General features: G+C 45.1%; 20 protein-coding genes. 12 read left to right on the plus strand and 8 right to left on the minus strand.

Annotated features, from left to right (window positions below):
* Positions 1–74 precede the first annotated feature (74 nt).
* Entirely contained in the window at positions 75–1,340 is a 1,266-nt protein-coding gene (locus K0O23_RS11195; protein WP_219877512.1) for a TonB family protein, read from the plus strand.
* Positions 1,341–1,441: 101 nt separating this feature from the next.
* On the opposite strand, the gene K0O23_RS11200 is transcribed toward K0O23_RS11195, so the two are convergent.
* Both K0O23_RS11200 and surE read right to left on the minus strand, forming a co-directional pair.
* Complete coding sequence (locus K0O23_RS11200) at positions 1,442–1,747, minus strand: GIY-YIG nuclease family protein (RefSeq protein ID WP_219877513.1); 306 nt, start codon at positions 1,745–1,747, stop codon at positions 1,442–1,444.
* Between the two features lie 156 nt (positions 1,748–1,903).
* Positions 1,904–2,680: a 5'/3'-nucleotidase SurE gene (gene surE / locus K0O23_RS11205; RefSeq protein ID WP_219877514.1), complete on the minus strand. Its 777-nt coding sequence runs from the start codon at positions 2,678–2,680 to the stop codon at positions 1,904–1,906.
* Positions 2,681–2,792: 112 nt separating this feature from the next.
* Here surE and K0O23_RS11210 point away from each other — a divergent pair, with 112 nt between their 5' ends.
* The 6 genes from K0O23_RS11210 (at position 2,793) to K0O23_RS11235 (ending at position 9,157) form a co-directional block, all read left to right on the plus strand.
* Positions 2,793–3,404: a mechanosensitive ion channel protein MscS gene (locus K0O23_RS11210; protein WP_219877515.1), complete on the plus strand. Its 612-nt coding sequence runs from the start codon at positions 2,793–2,795 to the stop codon at positions 3,402–3,404.
* A gap of 40 nt (positions 3,405–3,444) precedes the next feature.
* Positions 3,445–3,888 (plus strand): DoxX family protein, encoded by a 444-nt coding sequence (locus tag K0O23_RS11215; protein ID WP_219877516.1) that lies wholly within the window; start codon positions 3,445–3,447, stop codon positions 3,886–3,888.
* 353 nt (positions 3,889–4,241) lie between these two features.
* On the plus strand, positions 4,242–5,999 hold the full coding sequence (locus K0O23_RS11220) for a M14 family metallopeptidase (protein ID WP_219877517.1): 1,758 nt from the start codon (positions 4,242–4,244) through the stop codon (positions 5,997–5,999).
* A gap of 239 nt (positions 6,000–6,238) precedes the next feature.
* Positions 6,239–7,798 (plus strand): SulP family inorganic anion transporter, encoded by a 1,560-nt coding sequence (locus tag K0O23_RS11225; RefSeq protein ID WP_219877518.1) that lies wholly within the window; start codon positions 6,239–6,241, stop codon positions 7,796–7,798.
* 32 nt (positions 7,799–7,830) lie between these two features.
* Positions 7,831–8,502: a carbonic anhydrase family protein gene (locus K0O23_RS11230; RefSeq protein ID WP_219877519.1), complete on the plus strand. Its 672-nt coding sequence runs from the start codon at positions 7,831–7,833 to the stop codon at positions 8,500–8,502.
* The gene (locus tag K0O23_RS11235; protein WP_219877520.1) at positions 8,477–9,157 is read left to right on the plus strand and encodes a TetR/AcrR family transcriptional regulator; all 681 of its coding nucleotides are present in this window, start codon (positions 8,477–8,479) and stop codon (positions 9,155–9,157) included. Before K0O23_RS11230 ends, K0O23_RS11235 begins: the two co-directional genes overlap by 26 nt.
* A gap of 78 nt (positions 9,158–9,235) precedes the next feature.
* On the opposite strand, the gene K0O23_RS11240 is transcribed toward K0O23_RS11235, so the two are convergent.
* Positions 9,236–10,024, minus strand: coding sequence for a PhzF family phenazine biosynthesis protein (locus K0O23_RS11240; RefSeq protein ID WP_219877521.1), 789 nt, complete (start codon positions 10,022–10,024; stop codon positions 9,236–9,238).
* A gap of 125 nt (positions 10,025–10,149) precedes the next feature.
* Between K0O23_RS11240 and K0O23_RS11245 the strand changes: the two genes are divergently transcribed.
* Positions 10,150–10,659 carry a cupin domain-containing protein gene (locus K0O23_RS11245; RefSeq protein WP_219877522.1) on the plus strand — a complete coding sequence of 170 codons (510 nt, stop codon included), beginning with the start codon at positions 10,150–10,152 and terminating at the stop codon, positions 10,657–10,659.
* Positions 10,660–10,799: 140 nt separating this feature from the next.
* Positions 10,800–12,281, plus strand: coding sequence for a PQQ-dependent sugar dehydrogenase (locus K0O23_RS11250; RefSeq protein ID WP_219877523.1), 1,482 nt, complete (start codon positions 10,800–10,802; stop codon positions 12,279–12,281).
* Positions 12,282–12,442: 161 nt separating this feature from the next.
* On the opposite strand, the gene K0O23_RS11255 is transcribed toward K0O23_RS11250, so the two are convergent.
* The 3 genes from K0O23_RS11255 to K0O23_RS11265 form a co-directional block, all read right to left on the minus strand.
* Positions 12,443–13,069, minus strand: a complete 627-nt coding sequence (locus tag K0O23_RS11255; protein ID WP_219877524.1) for an HAD family hydrolase — start codon at positions 13,067–13,069, stop codon at positions 12,443–12,445.
* A 5-nt stretch (positions 13,070–13,074) separates the two neighbouring features.
* Positions 13,075–13,674 carry a DUF3267 domain-containing protein gene (locus tag K0O23_RS11260; RefSeq protein ID WP_219877525.1) on the minus strand — a complete coding sequence of 200 codons (600 nt, stop codon included), beginning with the start codon at positions 13,672–13,674 and terminating at the stop codon, positions 13,075–13,077.
* 86 nt (positions 13,675–13,760) lie between these two features.
* On the minus strand, positions 13,761–14,168 hold the full coding sequence (locus K0O23_RS11265) for a hypothetical protein (RefSeq protein ID WP_219877526.1): 408 nt from the start codon (positions 14,166–14,168) through the stop codon (positions 13,761–13,763).
* Between the two features lie 208 nt (positions 14,169–14,376).
* Between K0O23_RS11265 and K0O23_RS11270 the strand changes: the two genes are divergently transcribed.
* From K0O23_RS11270 to K0O23_RS11280, 3 genes are read left to right on the plus strand one after another with little or no spacing between them, the layout of a single operon-like run.
* A complete protein-coding gene (locus K0O23_RS11270) occupies positions 14,377–15,132 on the plus strand; it encodes a DUF2490 domain-containing protein (RefSeq protein ID WP_219877527.1) in 756 nt (251 codons plus the stop codon).
* 18 nt (positions 15,133–15,150) lie between these two features.
* Complete coding sequence (locus K0O23_RS11275; RefSeq protein WP_246597054.1) at positions 15,151–16,131, plus strand: ABC transporter ATP-binding protein; 981 nt, start codon at positions 15,151–15,153, stop codon at positions 16,129–16,131.
* Positions 16,128–16,898 (plus strand): ABC transporter permease, encoded by a 771-nt coding sequence (locus K0O23_RS11280; protein ID WP_219877528.1) that lies wholly within the window; start codon positions 16,128–16,130, stop codon positions 16,896–16,898. The genes K0O23_RS11275 and K0O23_RS11280 overlap by 4 nt, the downstream gene beginning before the upstream one ends.
* On the opposite strand, the gene K0O23_RS11285 is transcribed toward K0O23_RS11280, so the two are convergent.
* Complete coding sequence (locus K0O23_RS11285; RefSeq protein WP_219877529.1) at positions 16,879–17,577, minus strand: hypothetical protein; 699 nt, start codon at positions 17,575–17,577, stop codon at positions 16,879–16,881. The genes K0O23_RS11280 and K0O23_RS11285 overlap by 20 nt on opposite strands.
* A gap of 229 nt (positions 17,578–17,806) precedes the next feature.
* Positions 17,807–19,054 (minus strand): bifunctional 3,4-dihydroxy-2-butanone-4-phosphate synthase/GTP cyclohydrolase II, encoded by a 1,248-nt coding sequence (locus tag K0O23_RS11290; protein WP_219877530.1) that lies wholly within the window; start codon positions 19,052–19,054, stop codon positions 17,807–17,809.
* Positions 19,055–19,672: the final 618 nt, after the last annotated feature.

Consider the following 19,672-nt stretch of genomic DNA (forward strand, 5'->3'; position numbering starts at 1 on the left):
TAAACACCTTTTTCGGCTAACATTTAGCCGGGCCAGAACTTTATTGCCTTTTCCAAACTATAAACAAACGAACCATGAAACAGAAAACCTTTACCAGATTAACAGCCACAGCTTTGCTAAGTATAGCACTAGCAACTGCACCCCATGTACATGCCCAAACTAAAGAGAAACCATTTGCCTATGTAGAGCAGATGCCCACTTTTAAGGGTGGCGAAAAAGAAATGCTGCAATACCTGGCCAGCAACATCAAGTATCCCAGCGAAGCCAGGAGCAGTGGTGTAGAAGGACTAGTAGTGGTGCAGTTTATTGTTGAGAAAGACGGGGCTATTACAGATGTACAAACCGTGAAGAAATTGGGCCACGGCACCGACGAAGAAGCCATCCGAGTAATTAAATCGATGAACGGGCAATGGACAGCAGGAAGGCAAAACGGACAGCTTGTTCGGGTAAATTATACCATGCCAATCCGTTTTACTCTAACAGAGGAAGAAAGAACCGCCACAGCCGCAGTGGCCAACAGGATGCCACAGTATAAAGGCGGCCAGGAGGCTATGCTGAAAGCCATGGGTACTTATCTTAAACTGCCAGCCGAGGCAAAACAGGAAAACCTGGATGCCCGCGTAATGGTACGTTTTTATGTGGACCAGCAGGGTAACGTATCCAACATCAGGTTAGATGGCACCAAGCTAAAGAAAACGGTTGGCCCAGATTCTAAACTTGATTATATGGATGCTTCTACCTTCAGCCTGCAGAATAAAGCTGTACTTGCAAAACTTTCAGAAGCGGCTGCCGCGGCGGTAAAAGCCACTTCGGGTAACTGGGAACCTGCTTTAAAGAAAGGCCAGCCTGCAGCTTCGGAGATAATATTACCTGTACAGTTCTACAGCAGCGCAAATAGTAAGGGAGTTGGACAAACGCTTTTAGCCCCATCCATGACCAAGTATACCAAGAACTCTTATACTTATGATGAGGCCGATGTGAAACCTACATTGCAGGATGGACCTTTGAATAAGTTCCTGGCGAAAAACCTGCGTTCACCTAAAGGCCTGACCTTTGAGGGCGACTATAAAACAGGTTTTGTTGTGAAGCCGGATGGTTCTGTGATTGGTCCATTTATGTCCCCGGATGCAAATATCAGTAAAGAAGACCACTACCTTTTACACGAGGAGATACAAAAGGTAATTAAACTGATGGATGGCAAATGGAACCCTGGGAAAGTGGATGGTCAGGCGGTACCGGTTACCTACAACTTTATGATCAGATTTGTGACTGATGATGGCAGTAAAAAGCCAGCCGCATCTGATAAAAATCCGGATGTAATTGTGACCAGGTATAAGTAAGCTGGAGTATAACCCCACTCTAATCTGTCATTTCGAGCACCGCGAGAAATCTATCCGGAATTCTGTAGAGATCTCTCACGCTGTTCGAGATGACAGCTTGGTTATTCTTCCTGTACCTGCTGATTTAGAAATTCCCAAAAAGGATTTATACTTTCTATAAGTTCTTCTTTCTTGCTTCTGCTCCACTTTTTAATTTCCTTTTCCCGTTCAATTGCATGCCCAATTCGAGTGTGCCTTTCGTAATAAACCAGGTTATAGCAGTAATATTTTCCAGCAAAAGTGGCTGAGTTGCCGCAGTTCATGAAGTGTTCATGGAGCCGGCGTGGCAAATCATTTGTAACACCTACATAAAGGGTGGTCTTACGCGGATTAGTTGTAATGTAAACAAAGTAATTGTGGCCAATCATACTGGATAAAGTACGGTTGCACAGATCTTTTGTCTATAAAAACTGTCATCTCTAACAGCGTGAGAGATCTTTACAGAATTCCGGATAGATTTCTCACGTTGTTCGAAATGACAGCAGGTGTTAAATGCAGTGTAAGCAGTTACATATCCAGCTTCCCTACAACTCCCACCCCTCGTTAAGTATGGCAATGTTATGGTGTGCAGTCATATCGAACTGGCAAGGTACCACGGAGATGTAATTATTTACAAGTGCCCACTCATCGGTATCCTCGCCTTTATCAAAGTTCACAAAACTACCGGTCATCCAGAAGTAACGGCGGTTGCGTGGATCAAGGCGTTCGTCGAATTCTTCCTGCCACTTGGCATGCGCCTGGCGGCATACTTTTATACCTTTTATAGCTTCATTGCTCCTCTTCGGGAAGTTTACGTTAAGGGCTGTGTTCTCTGGTATACGGTGCTTTAAGGCCTGCTCGATTAGTTGCTTCACAAATGGCCTGGTATGTGAAAAATCTGCCTCATGGCCGTAATCGCACAGCGAGAAACCAATAGATGGCAAGCCTTCTATGGCCGCTTCTATGGCTGCCGACATAGTGCCTGAGTATAAAACACTGATGCTGGAGTTAGAGCCATGGTTAATGCCACTTACAACCAGGTCGGGTTTACGGTCTTTCAGCACATGGTGCTTGGCAAGTTTAACACAGTCGGCCGGCGTGCCTGAGCATTCATAAGCCTCAATGCCCATATCATCAAAAGCTATGGACCTGTCTAAGCGAAGTGTGTTACCAATTGTAATGGCATGGCCCATACCTGACTGTGGTCCGTCTGGCGCCACCACCACCACCTCTCCTATTTCTTTTGCAACTTCAACAAGCGTTCTTATGCCTGGCGCTGTAATGCCATCATCGTTCGAAACTAAGATTAAAGGTCTGGCCATTCTATTATTTTTAGTTGATGTATAATTAAACAAACGAATGTTTATCAGATGCTAATATACGACAACCTGCCGCAGCACATCAAAGTTAAATAAGAAAATATAGCTAATAAGAATGATCAGAAACATAATTTACGCAATACTTTTAGGAGTGGGTATGGCTGCCTGCCTGTCGCAGCGGGAGGATGAAACAGGTATTGAATCTGACCAGCCAGCTACAACAGAAGCAGAAGTGTCCGAAACCACCCCTTCTCCGGATCCTGCCACCTTTGTAATAGAAAAGGGGCATGTGGGAGATATAACAATAGGAACATCCATAGACAGTTTGCGCAATCAGGTGCCTGCCGGCTACACCATAGCCGACACTACACTAACACTGGAGGGCAGCCAATCAACAGCTTATCTTTTAAAGCCTCAAAACGCAACAAAAGGCCTGTTGATAGAACAGACCTGTAACCCTGATTGCAAAGTATGGCGCATAAATGCACAGCACCAAGACTTTAGAACACCCAAAGGCATTAGCGTAGGATCAAAGTACAGTGAAGTGCAGCAGCAGCACTCTATAAGCACCGTAACATTAGCCGACGGCGGATTTGTGGCTGTATCAAAAGTAGCAGGCCTATCGTTTGTTTTGGACACTTCGCAGTTGCCGAAAAACCGCATAGCAAGTTATACTCCTGAAACAGTACCCGCCAACACGCTTGTAAAGCGCATATTAATATATTAGATAGTTGTGATATTTAGCATGAATTTGTATTATTGCTGTTATGGCAATTCTACGATCACGCTATACTTATAAAAACCTGGGCCAGTTGCTGCTACGCGTTGGTATTGGTTTTATGTTCATACTACACGGCTGGCCTAAAATGACCGGAGGCCCTGAGCGCTGGGAAATGCTTGGCAAAAACATGGCTTTGTTCGGCGCAGACTTTCTTCCGGTTTTCTGGGGATTTATGGCTGCTTTTGCCGAAACTGCAGGTGGTTTACTGCTTATGTTGGGTTTGTTTTTCAGGCCTGTCTGCATTCTGCTTCTAATTACTATGCTGGTTGCTACAACAAGGCATATAACCGCCGGCGACGGATTTGGAAGCTACTCCCACGCATTGGAAGCTGCCATACTTTTTTTCTCCCTCATTTTTATAGGACCCGGTAAGTATAGTCTTGATAAAGCCTTTTTCCCGGAAAAGAAGAACAGAAGGATTTATAGCTAAACTAACTTTATGATATGATGGAAAGCCCTGGTATAAGCTGGGTTTTTTTTGTTGCTCAATAGGTCCAACCACCCTGCCCCTCAGAGCTACGCTCGTTAGTATCGAACTCTCGTTCTCACTAATCTAAGGCGGGGAATTTTGCTACTACTTTAGCAAAAGTATAAACTCTGTTGCTTTAGCTTAACCTCCCTTCTACCAAGATCCTTACAGGATGACAAGGGGGCAGGGGTGGTTGGAACAACTTTTTCAGAACAATTAACAATCAGCAATCAGCAACTAACCCCTCTCCCACTACCATTTCTAAGCAGAAATAACTAACATTACAATCTCATTACCAACATCAATAACAAAACATGTTAGCTACTCTACTCTTGGCGGCTCTGCTTAGCGCAGGTGCTCCTGCACAAGGCAACCCCGACCTTAAAACACCCTACGAAAAAGGCAACGGCAACCAAACCGCCACCTACGACGAAGCCATTGACTGGTACCGCAGCCTCGACAAAGTATACGATGAGGTAAAGATGGTGCCTTACGGTTACACCGATTCCGGCAGACTGCTGCATTTGGTTATTGTTTCTACTGACAAAGACTTTGACCCTGCTTCAGTAAAGCAGAAAAACAAACGTGTGCTGCTGATACAAAATGGTATTCACCCCGGTGAGCCGGAAGGAATTGATGCTACCATGATGCTTGCCCGTGATTACCTGCAGGATAAGAACAAGCGCAAACAGCTTGACAATGTAGTGCTGGCCATTATACCAGTTTATAACATTGGCGGTGCCCTTAACCGCAACAGCCACACCCGCACCAATCAGAACGGGCCAGAAGAGTATGGCTTTAGGGGCAATGCCCGCAACCTGGACCTGAACCGCGACTACATCAAAACTGACTCCCGCAATGCGGAGCTGTTCCATTTGATCTTCCGCGACTGGGATCCTGACGTTTTTATGGACAACCATACATCAAACGGGGCAGATTACCAGCACGTAATGACACTGATCGCCACGCAGCACAACAAGTTAAACCCAACCCTGGCCGGTTACCTGAAGCAAAAAATGCTGCCAGCACTTTACGATGGCATGCAGAAAGACAAGTTCCCGATGGTGCCTTACATGAACACAATTGGCGAGACACCGGAAAAAGGGATTACTGGTTTTATGGAGTCGCCGAGGTATGCTACCGGTTATACTGCGCTATACAACACCATAGGCTTTGTACCTGAAACGCACATGCTAAAACCGTTTAACCAACGGGTGCAGGCAACTTATAAACTCATGGAAAACATGATCAAAACAGTGCACCGCGATGCCGATGAGATAGGAAAACTGAGAGCCAAAGCAAAGCAGGAAACACTAACGCAGCAAAGTTTTGCCTTGAACTGGAAACTGGACACGACTAAGGTAGAGCAGATCCCTTTTCTGGGGTATGCGGCAAAGTATAAACCTAGCGAGGTAAGCGGCCTGGAGCGTTTATACTATGACCGCAAGGCTCCCTACAGCACTAAATTAAACTACTACAACGAGTTTAAGCCTACCACTACTGTACAGAAACCTGTAGCCTACATCATACCTTTTGCCTGGCGTGAGGTAATTGACCGCCTGAAGACAGATAAGGTAGAAATGAAGCAGCTTAAGCGGGACACAACACTGCAGGTAGAAACCTACTACATCACAGATTACAAAACAGGCCAACGTGCCTATGAAGGTCACTACCTGCATTCGGATATAAAAGTGGAAGCCCGTACCATGCAACGCCAGTTCCTGAAAGGCGATTATATAGTATACTTAAACCAGCCAGCCAATCGCTTTTTAGTGGAAACCCTGGAGCCGCAGGCCATCGATTCATACTTTGCCTGGAATTTCTTCGATTCTATACTGATGCAGAAAGAATACTTTTCAAGTTACGTGTTTGAGGACCTGGCAGCGGATTACATAAAAAAGGACCCTAAACTAAAAAAGCGCCTGGAAGAACGCAGGAAACAAGACCCTGAATTTGCCAGAAGTGCCCGCGCTCAACTAGACTTTGTGTACCGCAACTCGCCACACTATGAGTTTACCCACAACATGTACCCTGTAGGCAGGCTGATGCAGGATATAAAGCTGCCGCTATAAATTACTGAAACAAGTACAAAGTATAAAAGCTACCTGATTAGGTGGCTTTTATACTTTATACTTGTTAGTAAATCTGTCTCCAGATTAAGTCATTTATACATTTATACATTTTCCATCGTACAGCATCCATTAACCTGAAAATAGTTGCAGCTAACAAAATTTCTGCATTACTTTGGAACACAATAGTAATACTATTGTTAAAAAAGATATTACTTTAGAAATTATCAGCATGTATATTTATGATCAGCTTTAAAGAACTCAAGAGTGATTTGCCAGCAGGCATAGTGGTTTTCCTGGTGGCCGTACCGCTGTGTTTAGGCATAGCCATGGCATCTGGCGCCCCGCTTTTTTCAGGAATTATTGCAGGTATAGTTGGGGGTATTGTGGTTACCCTGATCAGTGGCTCTCAGTTAGGCGTTAGTGGTCCTGCGGCAGGCCTGGCTGTGATTGTGTTACACGCCATTCAGGACCTTGGAAGCTTTGAAGTTTTCCTTTCTGCAGTAGTGTTAGCTGGCGTTATTCAGCTTGTACTTGGCTTTCTGAAGGCTGGTAGTATTGGCTATTACTTTCCTACATCCGTTATCAAAGGAATGTTGGCTGGTATCGGTGTTATTATTATCCTGAAACAGATACCGCATGCTTTCGGCTACGACGAGAATTTCCAGGGCAATATGCATTTCCTGGAGCCACAGGGCGGCACAACTTTCTCAGAAATCTTTAAAGCTATCAATTATATTACTCCGGCAGCTGTTATTATCAGTGTGCTGTCGTTATTCATACTTGTATTCTGGGACCAGGTACTTTCTAAAAAGAGCAGAATATTTCAGCTGATACAAGGCCCTCTGGTAGTAGTACTGCTTGGAATCGCCTTAAACGTAGTGTTTCAGAACTTTTTCCCGCACCTGGCCTTACGCGATAATCATTTGGTAACTTTGCCTGTAGCTGACAGCCTTGGTGGTTTCTTTAACCAGTTCACAACGCCAGATTTTAGCCGCATACTTAGCTATGAGGTAATCTTTATGGCTGGCACACTGGCCGTTGTAGCAAGTTTAGAAACGCTTCTTTGCCTTGAGGCTACTGATAAACTGGACCCTTACAAGCGCATAAGCCCTGCCAACCGCGAGTTAAAGGCACAGGGTGTGGGTAACATCGTTTCAGGTTTGATTGGTGGCTTACCACTAACACAGGTTATTGTAAGAAGCTCTGCCAACATACAATCTGGTGGTAAAACAAAGCTTTCTGCCTTTATACACGGGGTGCTTATACTTGCTTTTGTTATTGCCATACCAAATATCCTTAACATGATACCATTGGCAAGCTTGGCTGCTATCCTGTTGATGGTAGGCTACAAACTAGCTAAGCCAGACCTGTTTAAGAGTATGTACCGCAACGGCATGATGCAATTTCTGCCTTTCATTATCACCATTATCGCCATCGTGTTCACCGATCTTTTAACGGGTATTGGTATAGGCATGGCTGTTGCGATCTTCTTCATACTTAAGAATAGCTACCAGGTGTCTCACTTTATGCGTAAGGAGAAGACTATGGAAGGCACAGTAAAGTACCATATGGTGCTTGCCGAAGAAGTTACTTTCCTTAATAAGGGCAACATTTTACAGACCCTGCGAAAGGTACCTGAGGGAGCTGAACTGGAAATAGACTATACAAAGTCTGCTGTAGTTGATCACGATGTAAAGGAGCTGATCGAAGACTTTAAAGAAACAGCTCACACCAAAAATATTAAGTTAACTATACATGAAATACAAAAAGAAGACATGAAGCTAGAGTCTTCTTTGTAAAAATCCCTAAACTTATAAATCATAAAAAACATATGAGAACCCAAACGAAAGAAACTCAGGCTCAACTTACGCCAGCTAAAGCAATAGAAATATTAGTAGAAGGAAACAAGCGCTTTGTTAACAACCAAAAAGCCGACAGAAACCTGTTACAGCAGGTAAAAGAAACATCTACTGGCCAGTACCCATTCGCCATCATACTTAGTTGCATCGACTCCAGAACATCTTCCGAGTTGATCTTTGACCTTGGAATGGGTGATATTTTCAACGCCAGAATTGCGGGCAATATCGTAAACGAAGACATCCTGGGAAGTATGGAGTTTGCCTGTAAAGTAGCAGGTTCTAAGCTGATTGTGGTATTGGGCCATACTAAGTGCGGTGCAGTTAAAGGCGCCTGCGACCACGTAGAACTGGGTAACCTTACAGGTCTGGTTAAAAAGATCGAGCCTTCTGTAAATTCTGTTGAAACAGAAGGTGAAAAAAATTCTTCAAATTCTGAGTTTGTAGAAAAAGTAGCTGAGGCCAACGTGCACAGAATGCTTGATGAGATTCAGGAGAAAAGCAGTATTCTTAAAGAAATGATTGAAAAGGGAGAGATTGGCATTATAGGAGGTATGTATGATGTTGAAACTGGCGAAGTTGATTTTTACGAGCAAACCTTTAATAAGAGCGGCGCATTAAATGAGGAGCTTGCTGGCAAACGTTAGAATAACCGTTGATGAGAAGGTATACCTCAAAGATCCTGAAAGCACGACAAAAGGGCAGCAGATCATTGAGAACAGTATCTTGCTTATTGATGAGTTAGGTCTGGAATCCTTTACCTTTAAAAAACTTGCCGAAAAAATAGGCACCACCGAAGCCACCATTTACAGGTATTTTGAGAGCAAGCACATGCTGCTTGTTTACCTGATATCGTGGTACTGGAACTGGCTGGAGTACCGGTTGGTGTTTTCTACCAGCAACATTGCTTCGGCAGAGGAAAAACTCAGGATCGCGATCAGGCTCTTATCCGGCAAGGTTGAAAACGATATGGATTTTGCCCATATCAGCGAAGTGGTTCTGCAAAGGATCGTGGTGGCAGAATCTGCGAAGGCTTATTTAACTAAAGAGGTAGATGCCGATAACAAGGAAGGATTCTTTTTTAGTTACAAGAGGTTGTGCAAACGCATTTCCATGTTTATTCAGGAAATAAACCCTGCGTACAAATACCCTGATTCGTTGGTTTCTACTGTGGCAGAAAGTGCCCACTACCAGATTTTTTTCTCGAAGCACCTGCCATCGCTAACAAACATAGACGATAGCAAAAAAGGACAGTTGGAAGACTTTTTAACAGATCTGGTGTTTAAAGCAATAGTAAAGTAGCCCCGTTAAGGTTTAATTAGATGTTTAAAATAGAAGTATAAAATAAAAAAGGCCACCCATAAGGTGGCCTTTTTTATTTTATACTTCTATCTCTCCAGTTAAGTAAGTCACTGCCTTACCGGTAATTTTAACCCTGTCGCCGGCAAGCTCGCAGGTAAGATTGCCTTGTCGTTTCGATAGTTGCCTGGCCTTAAGTATAGTTTTATCAAGTCGCTGGCTCCAGAAAGGAGTAAGTGTGGTGTGCGCAGAGCCTGTTACCGGGTCTTCGTTTATACCTACCTGCGGACAGAAAAAGCGTGATACGAAATCAACATCTTCACCCGGTGCAGTCACGATTACACCCCTGCCCCCAGCTTGCTCCACCATCCTGAAATCCGGGTTAAGTGCCGCTACATCCTGTTGCGACGGGAACAAAAGCATAAAGTCTGTTTTACCTTTATAGGCAGCTTCTGGCTTTTGCCCAAGCGCTTCTACGAGCACCTGTGGCACTTCAATCTGAGTAAGGGTATCAACCGGAAAGTCCAAGGTAAGTTCTTCGCCATTTCTGGTTACCGCCAGCTGGCCACTGTTCCGGGAATCGAGTACTATACGATCTGTTGGATGGTTGTAATACTTAAACAGCACATAGGCCGCGGCCAGCGTGGCGTGTCCGCAAAGGTCTACCTCTACTGTTGGCGTGAACCATCTTATCTCATATCCATCGCCTGCAGGCACTACAAAAGCTGTTTCGGCCAGGTTGTTTTCTGATGCTATATGTTGCATTTTCTCAGCCTCCAGCCACTTATCGAGCACACAAACAGCAGCCGGGTTGCCGCCAAAAACCTTATCTGTAAAAGCGTCTATCTGGTATAGTTTTATATTTTGCATAGATGTTAAAGTATAAATAATGCCTGCGTTGGCTCCCGCAAAATAGTAAAAATATGTAAGCCGGCACATTTAAACCTGCGTTGCCATACACCAGTATAACCCAGAGCCTAAACTATACTTTAACCATGCTATATGTAACGCAACACCTGCTCAAACCCGGCAGGCATATTCCTAACAACCAAACGCTGCCTGTGCTATACTACCAGCAAGTATACACGGATAGCCATAACCTGACATCGGAGTTCAAAAAATCCTTTGCGAAGAATAACTGGACAGGAACCTGGGTAAATGGCGTTTTTGACTACCACCATTACCACAGCAAATCGCATGAAGTGCTGGGCGTGGCAGGCGGCTCTGCAGAACTTATACTTGGAGGCCCTGACGGAACAGTTTTTGAAGTAAAGGCCGGTGACATGGTGGTGCTGCCTGCCGGCACAGGCCATTGTTTACAAAGCGCTTCCCCAGATTTTAAAGTGGTAGGCGCTTACCCCAATGGCCAGGAAAACTACGACATCTGCACAGAAGATGACGACATTAAGGCAAAACAAAAGAACATACAGCAAGTGCCCTTACCAACCACTGACCCCGTTGCCGGAGAACATGGCCTGTTAACAGAATACTGGAAAGCGCAGTAACCTATGCAGGCACATCATACGCAGCGCAGGCAAGGCCATTCTGCAACACAGGAAAAACGCCTCAAAAAATTAATGGCTAAACCTTATATTTGCTACCAGGCTTATACTTTAGCCTAAGCACTTCACCCTAATTTATACATATGATCAAATCACAGCATTTGCTTTCCTATATAGCTGTCGCACTTATCAGCTTCGGAAGCTGCACTAACTCTACGCCAAGCACTCCAACCAGTACTGACACTACAGCTTCTGCCAGCACAACAACTGGGCAGGCACTGAGCACAGCTTCTCCGCAATTACAAAGCGCTAAGGCAGCCTATATAAGTTACTGTTCCGGTTGCCATGGCGAGGAACTGGAGGCTTTTACAGACCGAAAATGGAAGCATGGCAGCTCTGATGAGGACCTCTTTAAAGCCATAAAACATGGTTACCCCGATGAGGGAATGCCTGCCTTTGACAAAGCATTTACCGACGAGCAAATAAAAGGACTGGTAGCTTACATACAAGAAGGTATAAAGCAGGTTAAGCAATACGATTTTAGCGATGAAAACACCCTGGCAGCTATTCAGAGATCAGAAAAGCTGAGTTTTAAGCTTGATACAGTAGTAAGCGGCCTGGAAGTGCCTTGGGGCATGGCCTTTTTGCCAAACGGCGATATGCTGATAACGGAGCGTTTGGGTATACTTTACCGCCTAACCAACGACAAGCAACTGCAGAAGATAAGCGGCGCACCTGAGGTTTTGGCCCAGGGGCAGGGAGGCTTGCTCGATGTTGAACTGCATCCGGATTTTAAAAAGAACAATACCGTTTACCTGTCTTACTCTGCTATCAAAAAAGAGGGAACAAACACCTTATCTACCACTGCCGTTATGCGTGCGCAACTGGACGGCAACCAACTTACAAACCATAAGGTGATATTTGAGGCACTGCCTTATGCCAGAACACGCCACCACTACGGCTCCCGCCTGGAGTTTGGCCGCGATGGCTATTTATACTTGTCGGTTGGTGACAGGGGCAACCACGACGAGAACCCGCAAAGCCTGGAGCGCCACCCGGGAAAAGTACACCGCATTAAAGACGATGGAAGTATACCTGCTGATAACCCGTTTGTAAACAAAGCCGGCGCTGTGGCAAGTACGTACTCTTACGGCCACCGCAATATACAGGGCATGGCCATACACCCCAAAACAGGCGACATCTGGACACACGAGCACGGCCCGAGAGGAGGCGACGAAGTAAACATTTCTGGAAAAGCAAAGAACTACGGCTGGCCGGTTATCTCTTACGGCATTAACTATAACGGCACTGTTTTAACCGAACTTACCAAGAAAGAAGGAATGGAACAGCCGCTGTGGTACTGGGTACCTTCTATTGCTCCGTCGGGTATGGCTTTCGTAACCGGGAACCGCTACAAAGGCTGGGAAAACGACTTGATGGTTGGCTCGCTACGTTTCCAGTTCCTGAGCAGGCTGGAGATGAATGGAAACAAGATTGTAAAGGAAGAGAAACTACTCAAGAACATAGGCCGCGTGCGTGACGTGAAAATGAGCCCTGACGGATACCTATATGTAGCTGTAGAGAAGCCGGGTATAATTTACAGGCTTGTACCGGTGCAATTGTAGTTAAGAATGTAAAAGCTAATAAGGGCAGGTATTCCAAACGGAGTACCTGCCCTTTTTTGTTACCTCACCCAGTTGTTCTCCACAATCAGGTTAGAGAAAGCAAAGAAGTTAGCAAGTATATGTGCCAGTGCAGGGATAAGGATGCGCTGTTGTGCTGCATGTTAAAGATGTTTAAGGTCAGCGAACTGTTTTATACTTTCTACTTCTACCTCTACCGTACCAAAGCCGTAGGCAGCAAGTATAAAAGGCACCTGCGCTATCTGGCTGGCCTCATAATCGCCGGTAGTGTCGCCAATGTAAACCGCTTGCTGCAGGTTGTTTCTGCTGACTACCTCCCGTATATTTTCACCTTTCGACATGCCTTTGTTACCATAACACTCGTGGTCGGTAAAGTATGCGTGCAGACTATGATGCTCCAGAAACGTTTCGATGTAGCCACTCTGGCAGTTGCTCACGATAGCCAGCTTATACTTGCCCTTTAAAAATTCAAGCGTTTCCTTTACCTCCGGATACAACACTCCTCCCCGCTCCTGCAGTGTTTCAAGTTCAAGACGGGCACATAGCTGTTTAAGCTTTTCGCGCTTCTCACCTTTCAGGTCCGGGAAAAGTTTATCGTAAATAGCATCGTAAGGCATGCCAGCCAGTCCCCGCACAGTCTCTGCCGTTATACTTTTGTCTGACATCCCCAACTGGTCCAAGGCTTTCTGCCAAGCAATGGCTATAGTTTCAGTAGAGTCCCAGAGCGTACCGTCCAGGTCGAATATGATGCTATCTAAAGTTGATTTCATGTTTTTTATATTTTCTCCAGCACGAAGCAGCCAATTTTATCGGGATGGTCCTGCACCAGGTCTTTTTTCTTTTGATGGCGCAGCATCCAGAGCACCAGCAGATCACCGCCGGCGGCCATAGAAAAGAAGAGGCCAAACAGGAATACCAGGAAATTACCTAAGAGCAATCCGGCTATAGCAGGCAGCAGGCCCATTACCAGTCCGGGCATTATTCCACCCAAAATATAAGCACGCAACGGTAAAACTTCCTGGCAATGGCAATAAGGCGTTAGCATAGCCCAATACACGCCATACTTGATAGACTTTAAACCGCGCTTGCAAAATACTGCCCAGGTAAAGCCATGCAGCATTTCGTGCACCACGGCACCTAAAATAAATACCGCCATCATGATAACTGGAGAGATCAACAGCCAGGCTTTATAGGCCGCGACTAAACTGGTTAAATTCGAAAAGCTGAACTGCTCGGGCCAGGCAAGTATGTAAGCTGGTATGTAAAGTAAAAGTATCGGAAGTATAAAGAAGAGTGCATACAAATTGGCTTTGCCTGCACTCATTGTCAGTTCTACTTTACTGTAACCACCGCCCTGTGTAGCTTTTTCATCCATGCTTCCGGCAAAATAAGTGTAATCCCGCGTAGCAAAAAAGTTTGTTTAATTTAACTGGCACTATAAAAAAATGCTAATCAATTAAACTAAACAGGTATCTCTCCTATCCAGTCAGCGGCTTCTTTATAGGTTACAAACTGCCGAACCATTATATTCCCAATGTGTATCTCTTCGGCACGTATAACGAAGTTTTCAAATTTGGAGTAACTGGACTTATCCTCTCCGCTTACTCGGGCAACTTTAAGTAAAGTTGTTTGCGTCATGGCTGGAACTATATGCATGAGCGTCCACTGCTCATCTACTACAGTAATGTCACCCAGCTTCTCAGAATCAGATATCCAGTTTAGTACTTCGTATTGCTGCAGTAGGTACAGCAACTGCTGGCTTCCCTCACGGTATTCTATGCTGTTAACCGGCCTGAGCCACTCCGAGTACATCAACATTATACTTCTGTCAACCCACCCCCGTAAATAATCTTTTTCGATCTCAACCATAGAACCCGTAGGAGATTAGGCTTTATATTAATTCGCTCTAACCTAAAGCTACAACTTTATTTAAACTCACAATACAGACAACAAGAATTATTTTACAAGCTATCTAAAATATTACACTATTTTATAAGTAGATACCATAAGACTATTTTTAAGCAGGTTTTGCAACTTTAAACTTGCACTTTAAAGTTGTGCACCCGAACTTTAAGGCATGAGATTCTTTACGTTAAGTTATATACTTTTAGGGGTACTACTAAGTATAAGCTCCCTGTTACCACATACTGCTAAAGCGCAAAGCGAGCGCATAAAAGACTTTAATCAGAATGGCTGGTACATGTACTTTGGCGATCACCAATTCTCAGACAAATGGGGGGTGCATACGGAGTTGCAGGTACGACGCTACAATTACCTGAAAGATCCGCAGCAACTCCTGATCAGGACAGGAGTAAACTACAACCTTACCAACAATGCCATGTTCACGCTGGGCTATGGTTTTATAGAGACCTACCCTTATGGCGAGTTTCCGGCTGCCGATGATTTTATTGAGCACCGAATTTATGAGCAATTGCAGTTAAAGGGAAACCTGGCCCGGGTTGGCCTTACTCACCGTTACCGCCTGGAGCAGCGCTGGGTACAGTCGCCGGTTACATCAGAGTATACTTACCTTAACCGTGCCCGTTACATGCTGCGTGCTACTCTGCCACTTGTGGGTACTACTATCGAGGCTAAAGAGCCTTACCTGGCTGCCTACGACGAAATATTTGTGGGCTTTGGCAATAACATCCAACGCAACATCTTCGACCAAAACAGGGCCTACCTGGCGCTTGGATATAAACTAAGCGATGCCGCCGCTGTTGAGGTGGGTTACCTGAACCACATAGTGCAAAAAGCAAACGGTATTGTCTTCGAGCACAACCATACACTGCAGGTTGGCTTAACCTACAACATCGATTTCAGGAAGCAGTAAGTTAAATTACAGTACCTCTTGCATCCTATTGCAAAGCAATCAGGAAATGCTATATTTGTTAAGGCCGATAATGGCAGAGCAAAGTATAAGCATGCACCTGTGGTAGATGTACTCGATATTGATAATCTCTCTAAGCGCTACGGTTCTATACAGGCGGTAGACAGGCTTTCTTTAAAAGTAGCCCAAGGGAGCATTTATGGTATACTAGGCCCGAACGGCAGTGGCAAAACCACTACCCTTGGCATGGTGCTGGATGTAGTGCGACCTGGCTCAGGCACTTACACCTGGTTTGGGCAACCCATTAGCAAAGAAACCAAACATCGCGTTGGTGCTCTACTCGAAACGCCCAATTTTTATCCATACTTAACGGCCCGTAAAAACCTGCAGATTGTGGCCGATGTAAAAGGCTCAAACTATAAAAGCATTTTACAGGTGCTGAACCTGGTGGGGCTGGAGCAACGCAAACACACTACCTTTAAGGGCTTTTCGCTGGGCATGAAACAAAGGCTGGCTATTGCTGCCGCGCTGCTTAACAACCCCGAGGTACTAGTGCTCGACGAGCCCACCAACGGACTTGACCCTGAAGGCATTGCCGAAGTACGTGAACTTATACTTAAAATTGCAGCTGAGGGCAAAACCATTATACTTGCCAGCCACCTGCTCGATGAAGTAGAAAAAGTATGCACGCACGTAGCTGTACTGCAGCATGGACAGCTCAGGGCCGAAGGCCGCGTAGATACGATACTGTCAGCTAAAGACCAGCTTATTATAGGGGCAGACAGCATTCCGGAAGTAGTAGAGGTGCTTCGGAAGCTGCCATTTGTAGAGGCTTTTCAACCGGAGCGCGATACCGTGCATGTAACTTTGCACGAAGGCTTTGGCAGCAAAGAGCTAAACAAAGCGATGTTTGAAGCAGGTGTCACTCTGTCGCGGTTAACGCTGCACCGCAAATCGCTGGAGGCCCAGTTCCTGGAAATTATTAAAAGCGAGAACAGATGAACCTGCTCCGGATAGAACTCCACAAAATATTACCTTACCGCACCGTATGGGTTATACTGGCTATTTATGCCGTATTAATGCTGCTTGTACTTTACTCCAGCAGCCAGGTAACCATCAATGGCCGCGAACTGGGCTACGACATGTACAAGTTGCCTGGGTTCTGGCAAACACTTACGTACACAGCCAGCTTTTTCAACTTGCTTTTCGGCATTCTCGTTATCGTGCTGGCAACAGATGAATATACTTTCAGAACCTTCAGGCAACAGGTGATAGATGGTTTATCTAAAGCAGAACTGGTACTGGCAAAGTTTTACGTTATACTTGGGCTAGGTAGTTTAAGTACGATCTTTTTACTTATACTGGGTTTATACTTTGGCCTGCTTTACACTTCTGACCTTACTCCGGCAGCTGCTTTCGGAAAGATAGATGCGTTGGCTTACTATTTTGTACAGGCAACAGGCTATATGGCACTTGCCTTGTTCTTTGGGATACTCATCAAAAAAAGCGGCTTATCCATTATTGCCTTTATTGCTTATGCTCAGGTTATAGAGCCACTAGTTCATCTGCGCCTGCCCGACTCAGCCGATAAATTTATGCCGGTTAAAGTGTTTAAAAGCCTGACACCTATGCCTGGCCAAAACCTTTTAGATCAGCTAACAACTCCCACAGAACTGTTAACGCAACCATATGCAGCTACACTAGCTATCGGCTACATTGCCCTGCTGCTTCTATTTTCTTATGCTATACTTAAAATACGTGACCTGTAGCGTTTGTGATCACGTTAAAGTAGTTGATAATGGCAATCAGCTCATGTGGCTTTTCATACTCCAGCTTATTCAGCTTAATATAAGATTTAACGTCTTTGGATTTATCTCCAAACAGCGTGTGCAGGTCTTTGCGCAGGTTGCGTAAGCGTATCAACTCATTATTCGGAAGCAAAACGTAGTACTGCTCTTTTATTTGGCCCGAAAACCTGATTTCATTATTGCTAAGCGCATTATCGCTATAAAAGCTACTGGCTGCTTGTCCGTTTCCGTCTCTTTGGACGTATGATTCGCGCACGACAAGCGTAAGCGCACCCCGATTCAGTTCCTCAAAAAAAGTCGGTTTTTTAAAGTTGGAGTAAGGTTTGTCCAGATCCCAGTTTAGTGTTCTGAAAGTATAGGATCTTCCGCTTGGCATTTCCTGAGCGATAAAGTACTCTACATTAACAGGCGACACAGAAGACATGGAGCCATCTGCATGGTGTACATTTACGATGTCTGGAGTACGATAATAGGTTAAGGCACCGTATAAAGTATCGCCAGTTACCAGCACAACTTTGCCCTCTGCCCATTCCTGTACATCTAATGCCGTGCGTTGCTGCGCCTGGGCCACACCTCCCCAAACCACTCCACACAAAATTGATAAACATACTACAGCAAGACGGGTTAAATTCTTTTTCATAGTTAAAACAGTTAAATTTTGGAAATCACATCACCTCGCACCACATACCTTAGCTTCTTAGTAATCAACCATATATACTTTTGTATTGTTTTAAAAACAAAAGGTTTCAGGATTTTAGTGTCTTAAACTTCTTTTAAGTAAAAAACCCGCCTGAGAGCCTAATTATGGCCCTGCAGACGGGTTAAAAATTGCACAAACGATTATGTGCTTTATTTAGTATGCAATTATACTATTTATCCAGTGTGGCACTCTTCAAAATATCATGCCCTAGTTTATCGCGCTTTGTTGTCAGGTACTTTTGGTTATATTCGTTGGGTACTATTTCGATGGGAACGCGTTCTACCACTTCCAGGCCATAGCCCATAAGGCCAGAGCGTTTTTTCGGGTTGTTTGATATCAGCCTCATTTTAGTAACACCAAGATCGCGCAGAATTTGTGCTCCTACGCCATAATCACGCTCATCCATTCCAAAGCCCAGCTCCAGGTTAGCCTCTACAGTATCAAGGCCCTGCTCCTGCAGTTTATATGCCTTCAACTTATTAACAAGGCCAATGCCACGGCCTTCCTGGTTCATATATACTATTACGCCTTTGCCCTCCTTCTCGATCATGCGCATGGCTTCGTGTAGCTGAGGTCCGCAATCGCAGCGGCATGAGCCAAAAATATCACCGGTTACGCATGACGAATGCACACGTACCAGTACCGGCTCGTCCTCTTCCCAGGTACCTTTTACAAGCGCCAGGTGTTTTGCCTCGTTGCTGCGCTGAGTAAAAGCATACAGGTCAAATACACCGAAATCGGTAGGCAGCTGCACGGCAATTTCACGTTCAATCAGGCTTTCCTTCTTCAGGCGATACTCGATCAGGTCTTTTATAGAGATAAGCTTAAGATCGAAACGATCTGCTACTTTAAATAAGTCAGGTAGGCGTGCCATCGTGCCATCCTCGTTCATGATCTCAACCAGCACACCGGCAGGTGCAAGTCCGGCTAAACGCGCCAGGTCTACAGATGCCTCGGTGTGGCCTGCACGGCGCAACACGCCTTCTTTTTTAGCCTTAAGCGGGAAGATATGACCTGGCTTACCAAGCGAATGCGGATCTATATTCGGGTCTACCAGCGCCTGCAGGGTTTTAGCCCTGTCTGATGCTGATATACCGGTAGTGCACCCATGCCCAATAAGGTCTACGGATACGGTAAATGGGGTGGCGTGCAGCGCAGTGTTTCGGCCCACCATCAATTCAAGTCCAAGTTCATCGCAACGCTCTTCGGTTAAAGGGGCGCAGATAAGTCCGCGGCCATGCGTTGCCATAAAATTCACGATCTCTGGCGTAACCATTTCGGCTGCACAAACAAAGTCGCCTTCGTTCTCACGATCGTCATCGTCTACTACGATCACTACTTTGCCTTGTTTTATGTCTTCAATAGCAGCTTCTATTGTATCCAATGGTCTGATATCACCAGTTGTATTGGTTTCCATACTATTTATTTTATGTCTCCCTAAAGTATACTTTTAAGAGGGACTGTTTATTATTTGTAAAGCGATACAAAAGTATAAAGTTTATACCGCAATCCCTTTTTATTTGGGTAACACTTTTGAAGAGGATTTAGTTGATGTGGTGTTGAAATTGGCATTACCAGCTTATACTTATACTTAATTCTGCCTTTTTATCTAATAGATGTTCGTCCTCAGTCTTATGTACCTATAGTTTCATATCTGGCTTTGGTGCCCTCATGGCCGGAAGGCCTCGTCTTTGCGCATCGCGCTGTCTATCTTTCCTGCCCTCGTGCCTCGGGCTGCCTCGCTTGCGCTCGTCACCGGAAACCTAGAAGGCGCTCAACACAAAGACTGAGATGGACACTTCTTAGTTAGCGCCATCTGCGATATGCAATCAAGTATAAATCAGGATTTGTAGGGACAGGTCGCGACCTGTCCGAGGAATGGCACCAGCAATGAAACTTAAGTCCCCCCTAAAGTAGTAGCAGCAATTCCCCTCCTCGGAGGGGTCAGCGGTGGGTTCCATGACAGCCACCGCTTAACCTCCCTTCCACCAAGATCCTTAACAGGATGACAACAAGAGAGGAATAGGGTTTAATA

The organism is Pontibacter aydingkolensis, from assembly GCF_019443125.1.
Lineage (GTDB): Bacteria > Bacteroidota > Bacteroidia > Cytophagales > Hymenobacteraceae > Pontibacter > Pontibacter aydingkolensis.

Excerpts from the sequence above, each read along its gene's own strand:
- K0O23_RS11250 (WP_219877523.1), top strand. The coding sequence starts at position 10,800 with ATGATCAAATCACAGCATTTGCTTTCCTATATAGCTGTCGCACTTATC.
- K0O23_RS11280 (WP_219877528.1), top strand. The coding sequence starts at position 16,128 with ATGAACCTGCTCCGGATAGAACTCCACAAAATATTACCTTACCGCACC.
- K0O23_RS11215 (WP_219877516.1), top strand. The coding sequence starts at position 3,445 with ATGGCAATTCTACGATCACGCTATACTTATAAAAACCTGGGCCAGTTG.
- K0O23_RS11260 (WP_219877525.1), bottom strand. The coding sequence starts at position 13,674 with ATGGATGAAAAAGCTACACAGGGCGGTGGTTACAGTAAAGTAGAACTG.
- K0O23_RS11245 (WP_219877522.1), top strand. The coding sequence starts at position 10,150 with ATGCTATATGTAACGCAACACCTGCTCAAACCCGGCAGGCATATTCCT.
- K0O23_RS11255 (WP_219877524.1), bottom strand. The coding sequence starts at position 13,069 with ATGAAATCAACTTTAGATAGCATCATATTCGACCTGGACGGTACGCTC.
- K0O23_RS11285 (WP_219877529.1), bottom strand. The coding sequence starts at position 17,577 with ATGAAAAAGAATTTAACCCGTCTTGCTGTAGTATGTTTATCAATTTTG.
- K0O23_RS11270 (WP_219877527.1), top strand. The coding sequence starts at position 14,377 with ATGAGATTCTTTACGTTAAGTTATATACTTTTAGGGGTACTACTAAGT.
- K0O23_RS11230 (WP_219877519.1), top strand. The coding sequence starts at position 7,831 with ATGAGAACCCAAACGAAAGAAACTCAGGCTCAACTTACGCCAGCTAAA.
- surE (WP_219877514.1), bottom strand. The coding sequence starts at position 2,680 with ATGGCCAGACCTTTAATCTTAGTTTCGAACGATGATGGCATTACAGCG.
- K0O23_RS11195 (WP_219877512.1), top strand. The coding sequence starts at position 75 with ATGAAACAGAAAACCTTTACCAGATTAACAGCCACAGCTTTGCTAAGT.
- K0O23_RS11235 (WP_219877520.1), top strand. The coding sequence starts at position 8,477 with ATGAGGAGCTTGCTGGCAAACGTTAGAATAACCGTTGATGAGAAGGTA.
- K0O23_RS11290 (WP_219877530.1), bottom strand. The coding sequence starts at position 19,054 with ATGGAAACCAATACAACTGGTGATATCAGACCATTGGATACAATAGAA.
- K0O23_RS11210 (WP_219877515.1), top strand. The coding sequence starts at position 2,793 with ATGATCAGAAACATAATTTACGCAATACTTTTAGGAGTGGGTATGGCT.
- K0O23_RS11265 (WP_219877526.1), bottom strand. The coding sequence starts at position 14,168 with ATGGTTGAGATCGAAAAAGATTATTTACGGGGGTGGGTTGACAGAAGT.
- K0O23_RS11225 (WP_219877518.1), top strand. The coding sequence starts at position 6,239 with ATGATCAGCTTTAAAGAACTCAAGAGTGATTTGCCAGCAGGCATAGTG.
- K0O23_RS11240 (WP_219877521.1), bottom strand. The coding sequence starts at position 10,024 with ATGCAAAATATAAAACTATACCAGATAGACGCTTTTACAGATAAGGTT.
- K0O23_RS11220 (WP_219877517.1), top strand. The coding sequence starts at position 4,242 with ATGTTAGCTACTCTACTCTTGGCGGCTCTGCTTAGCGCAGGTGCTCCT.
- K0O23_RS11200 (WP_219877513.1), bottom strand. The coding sequence starts at position 1,747 with ATGATTGGCCACAATTACTTTGTTTACATTACAACTAATCCGCGTAAG.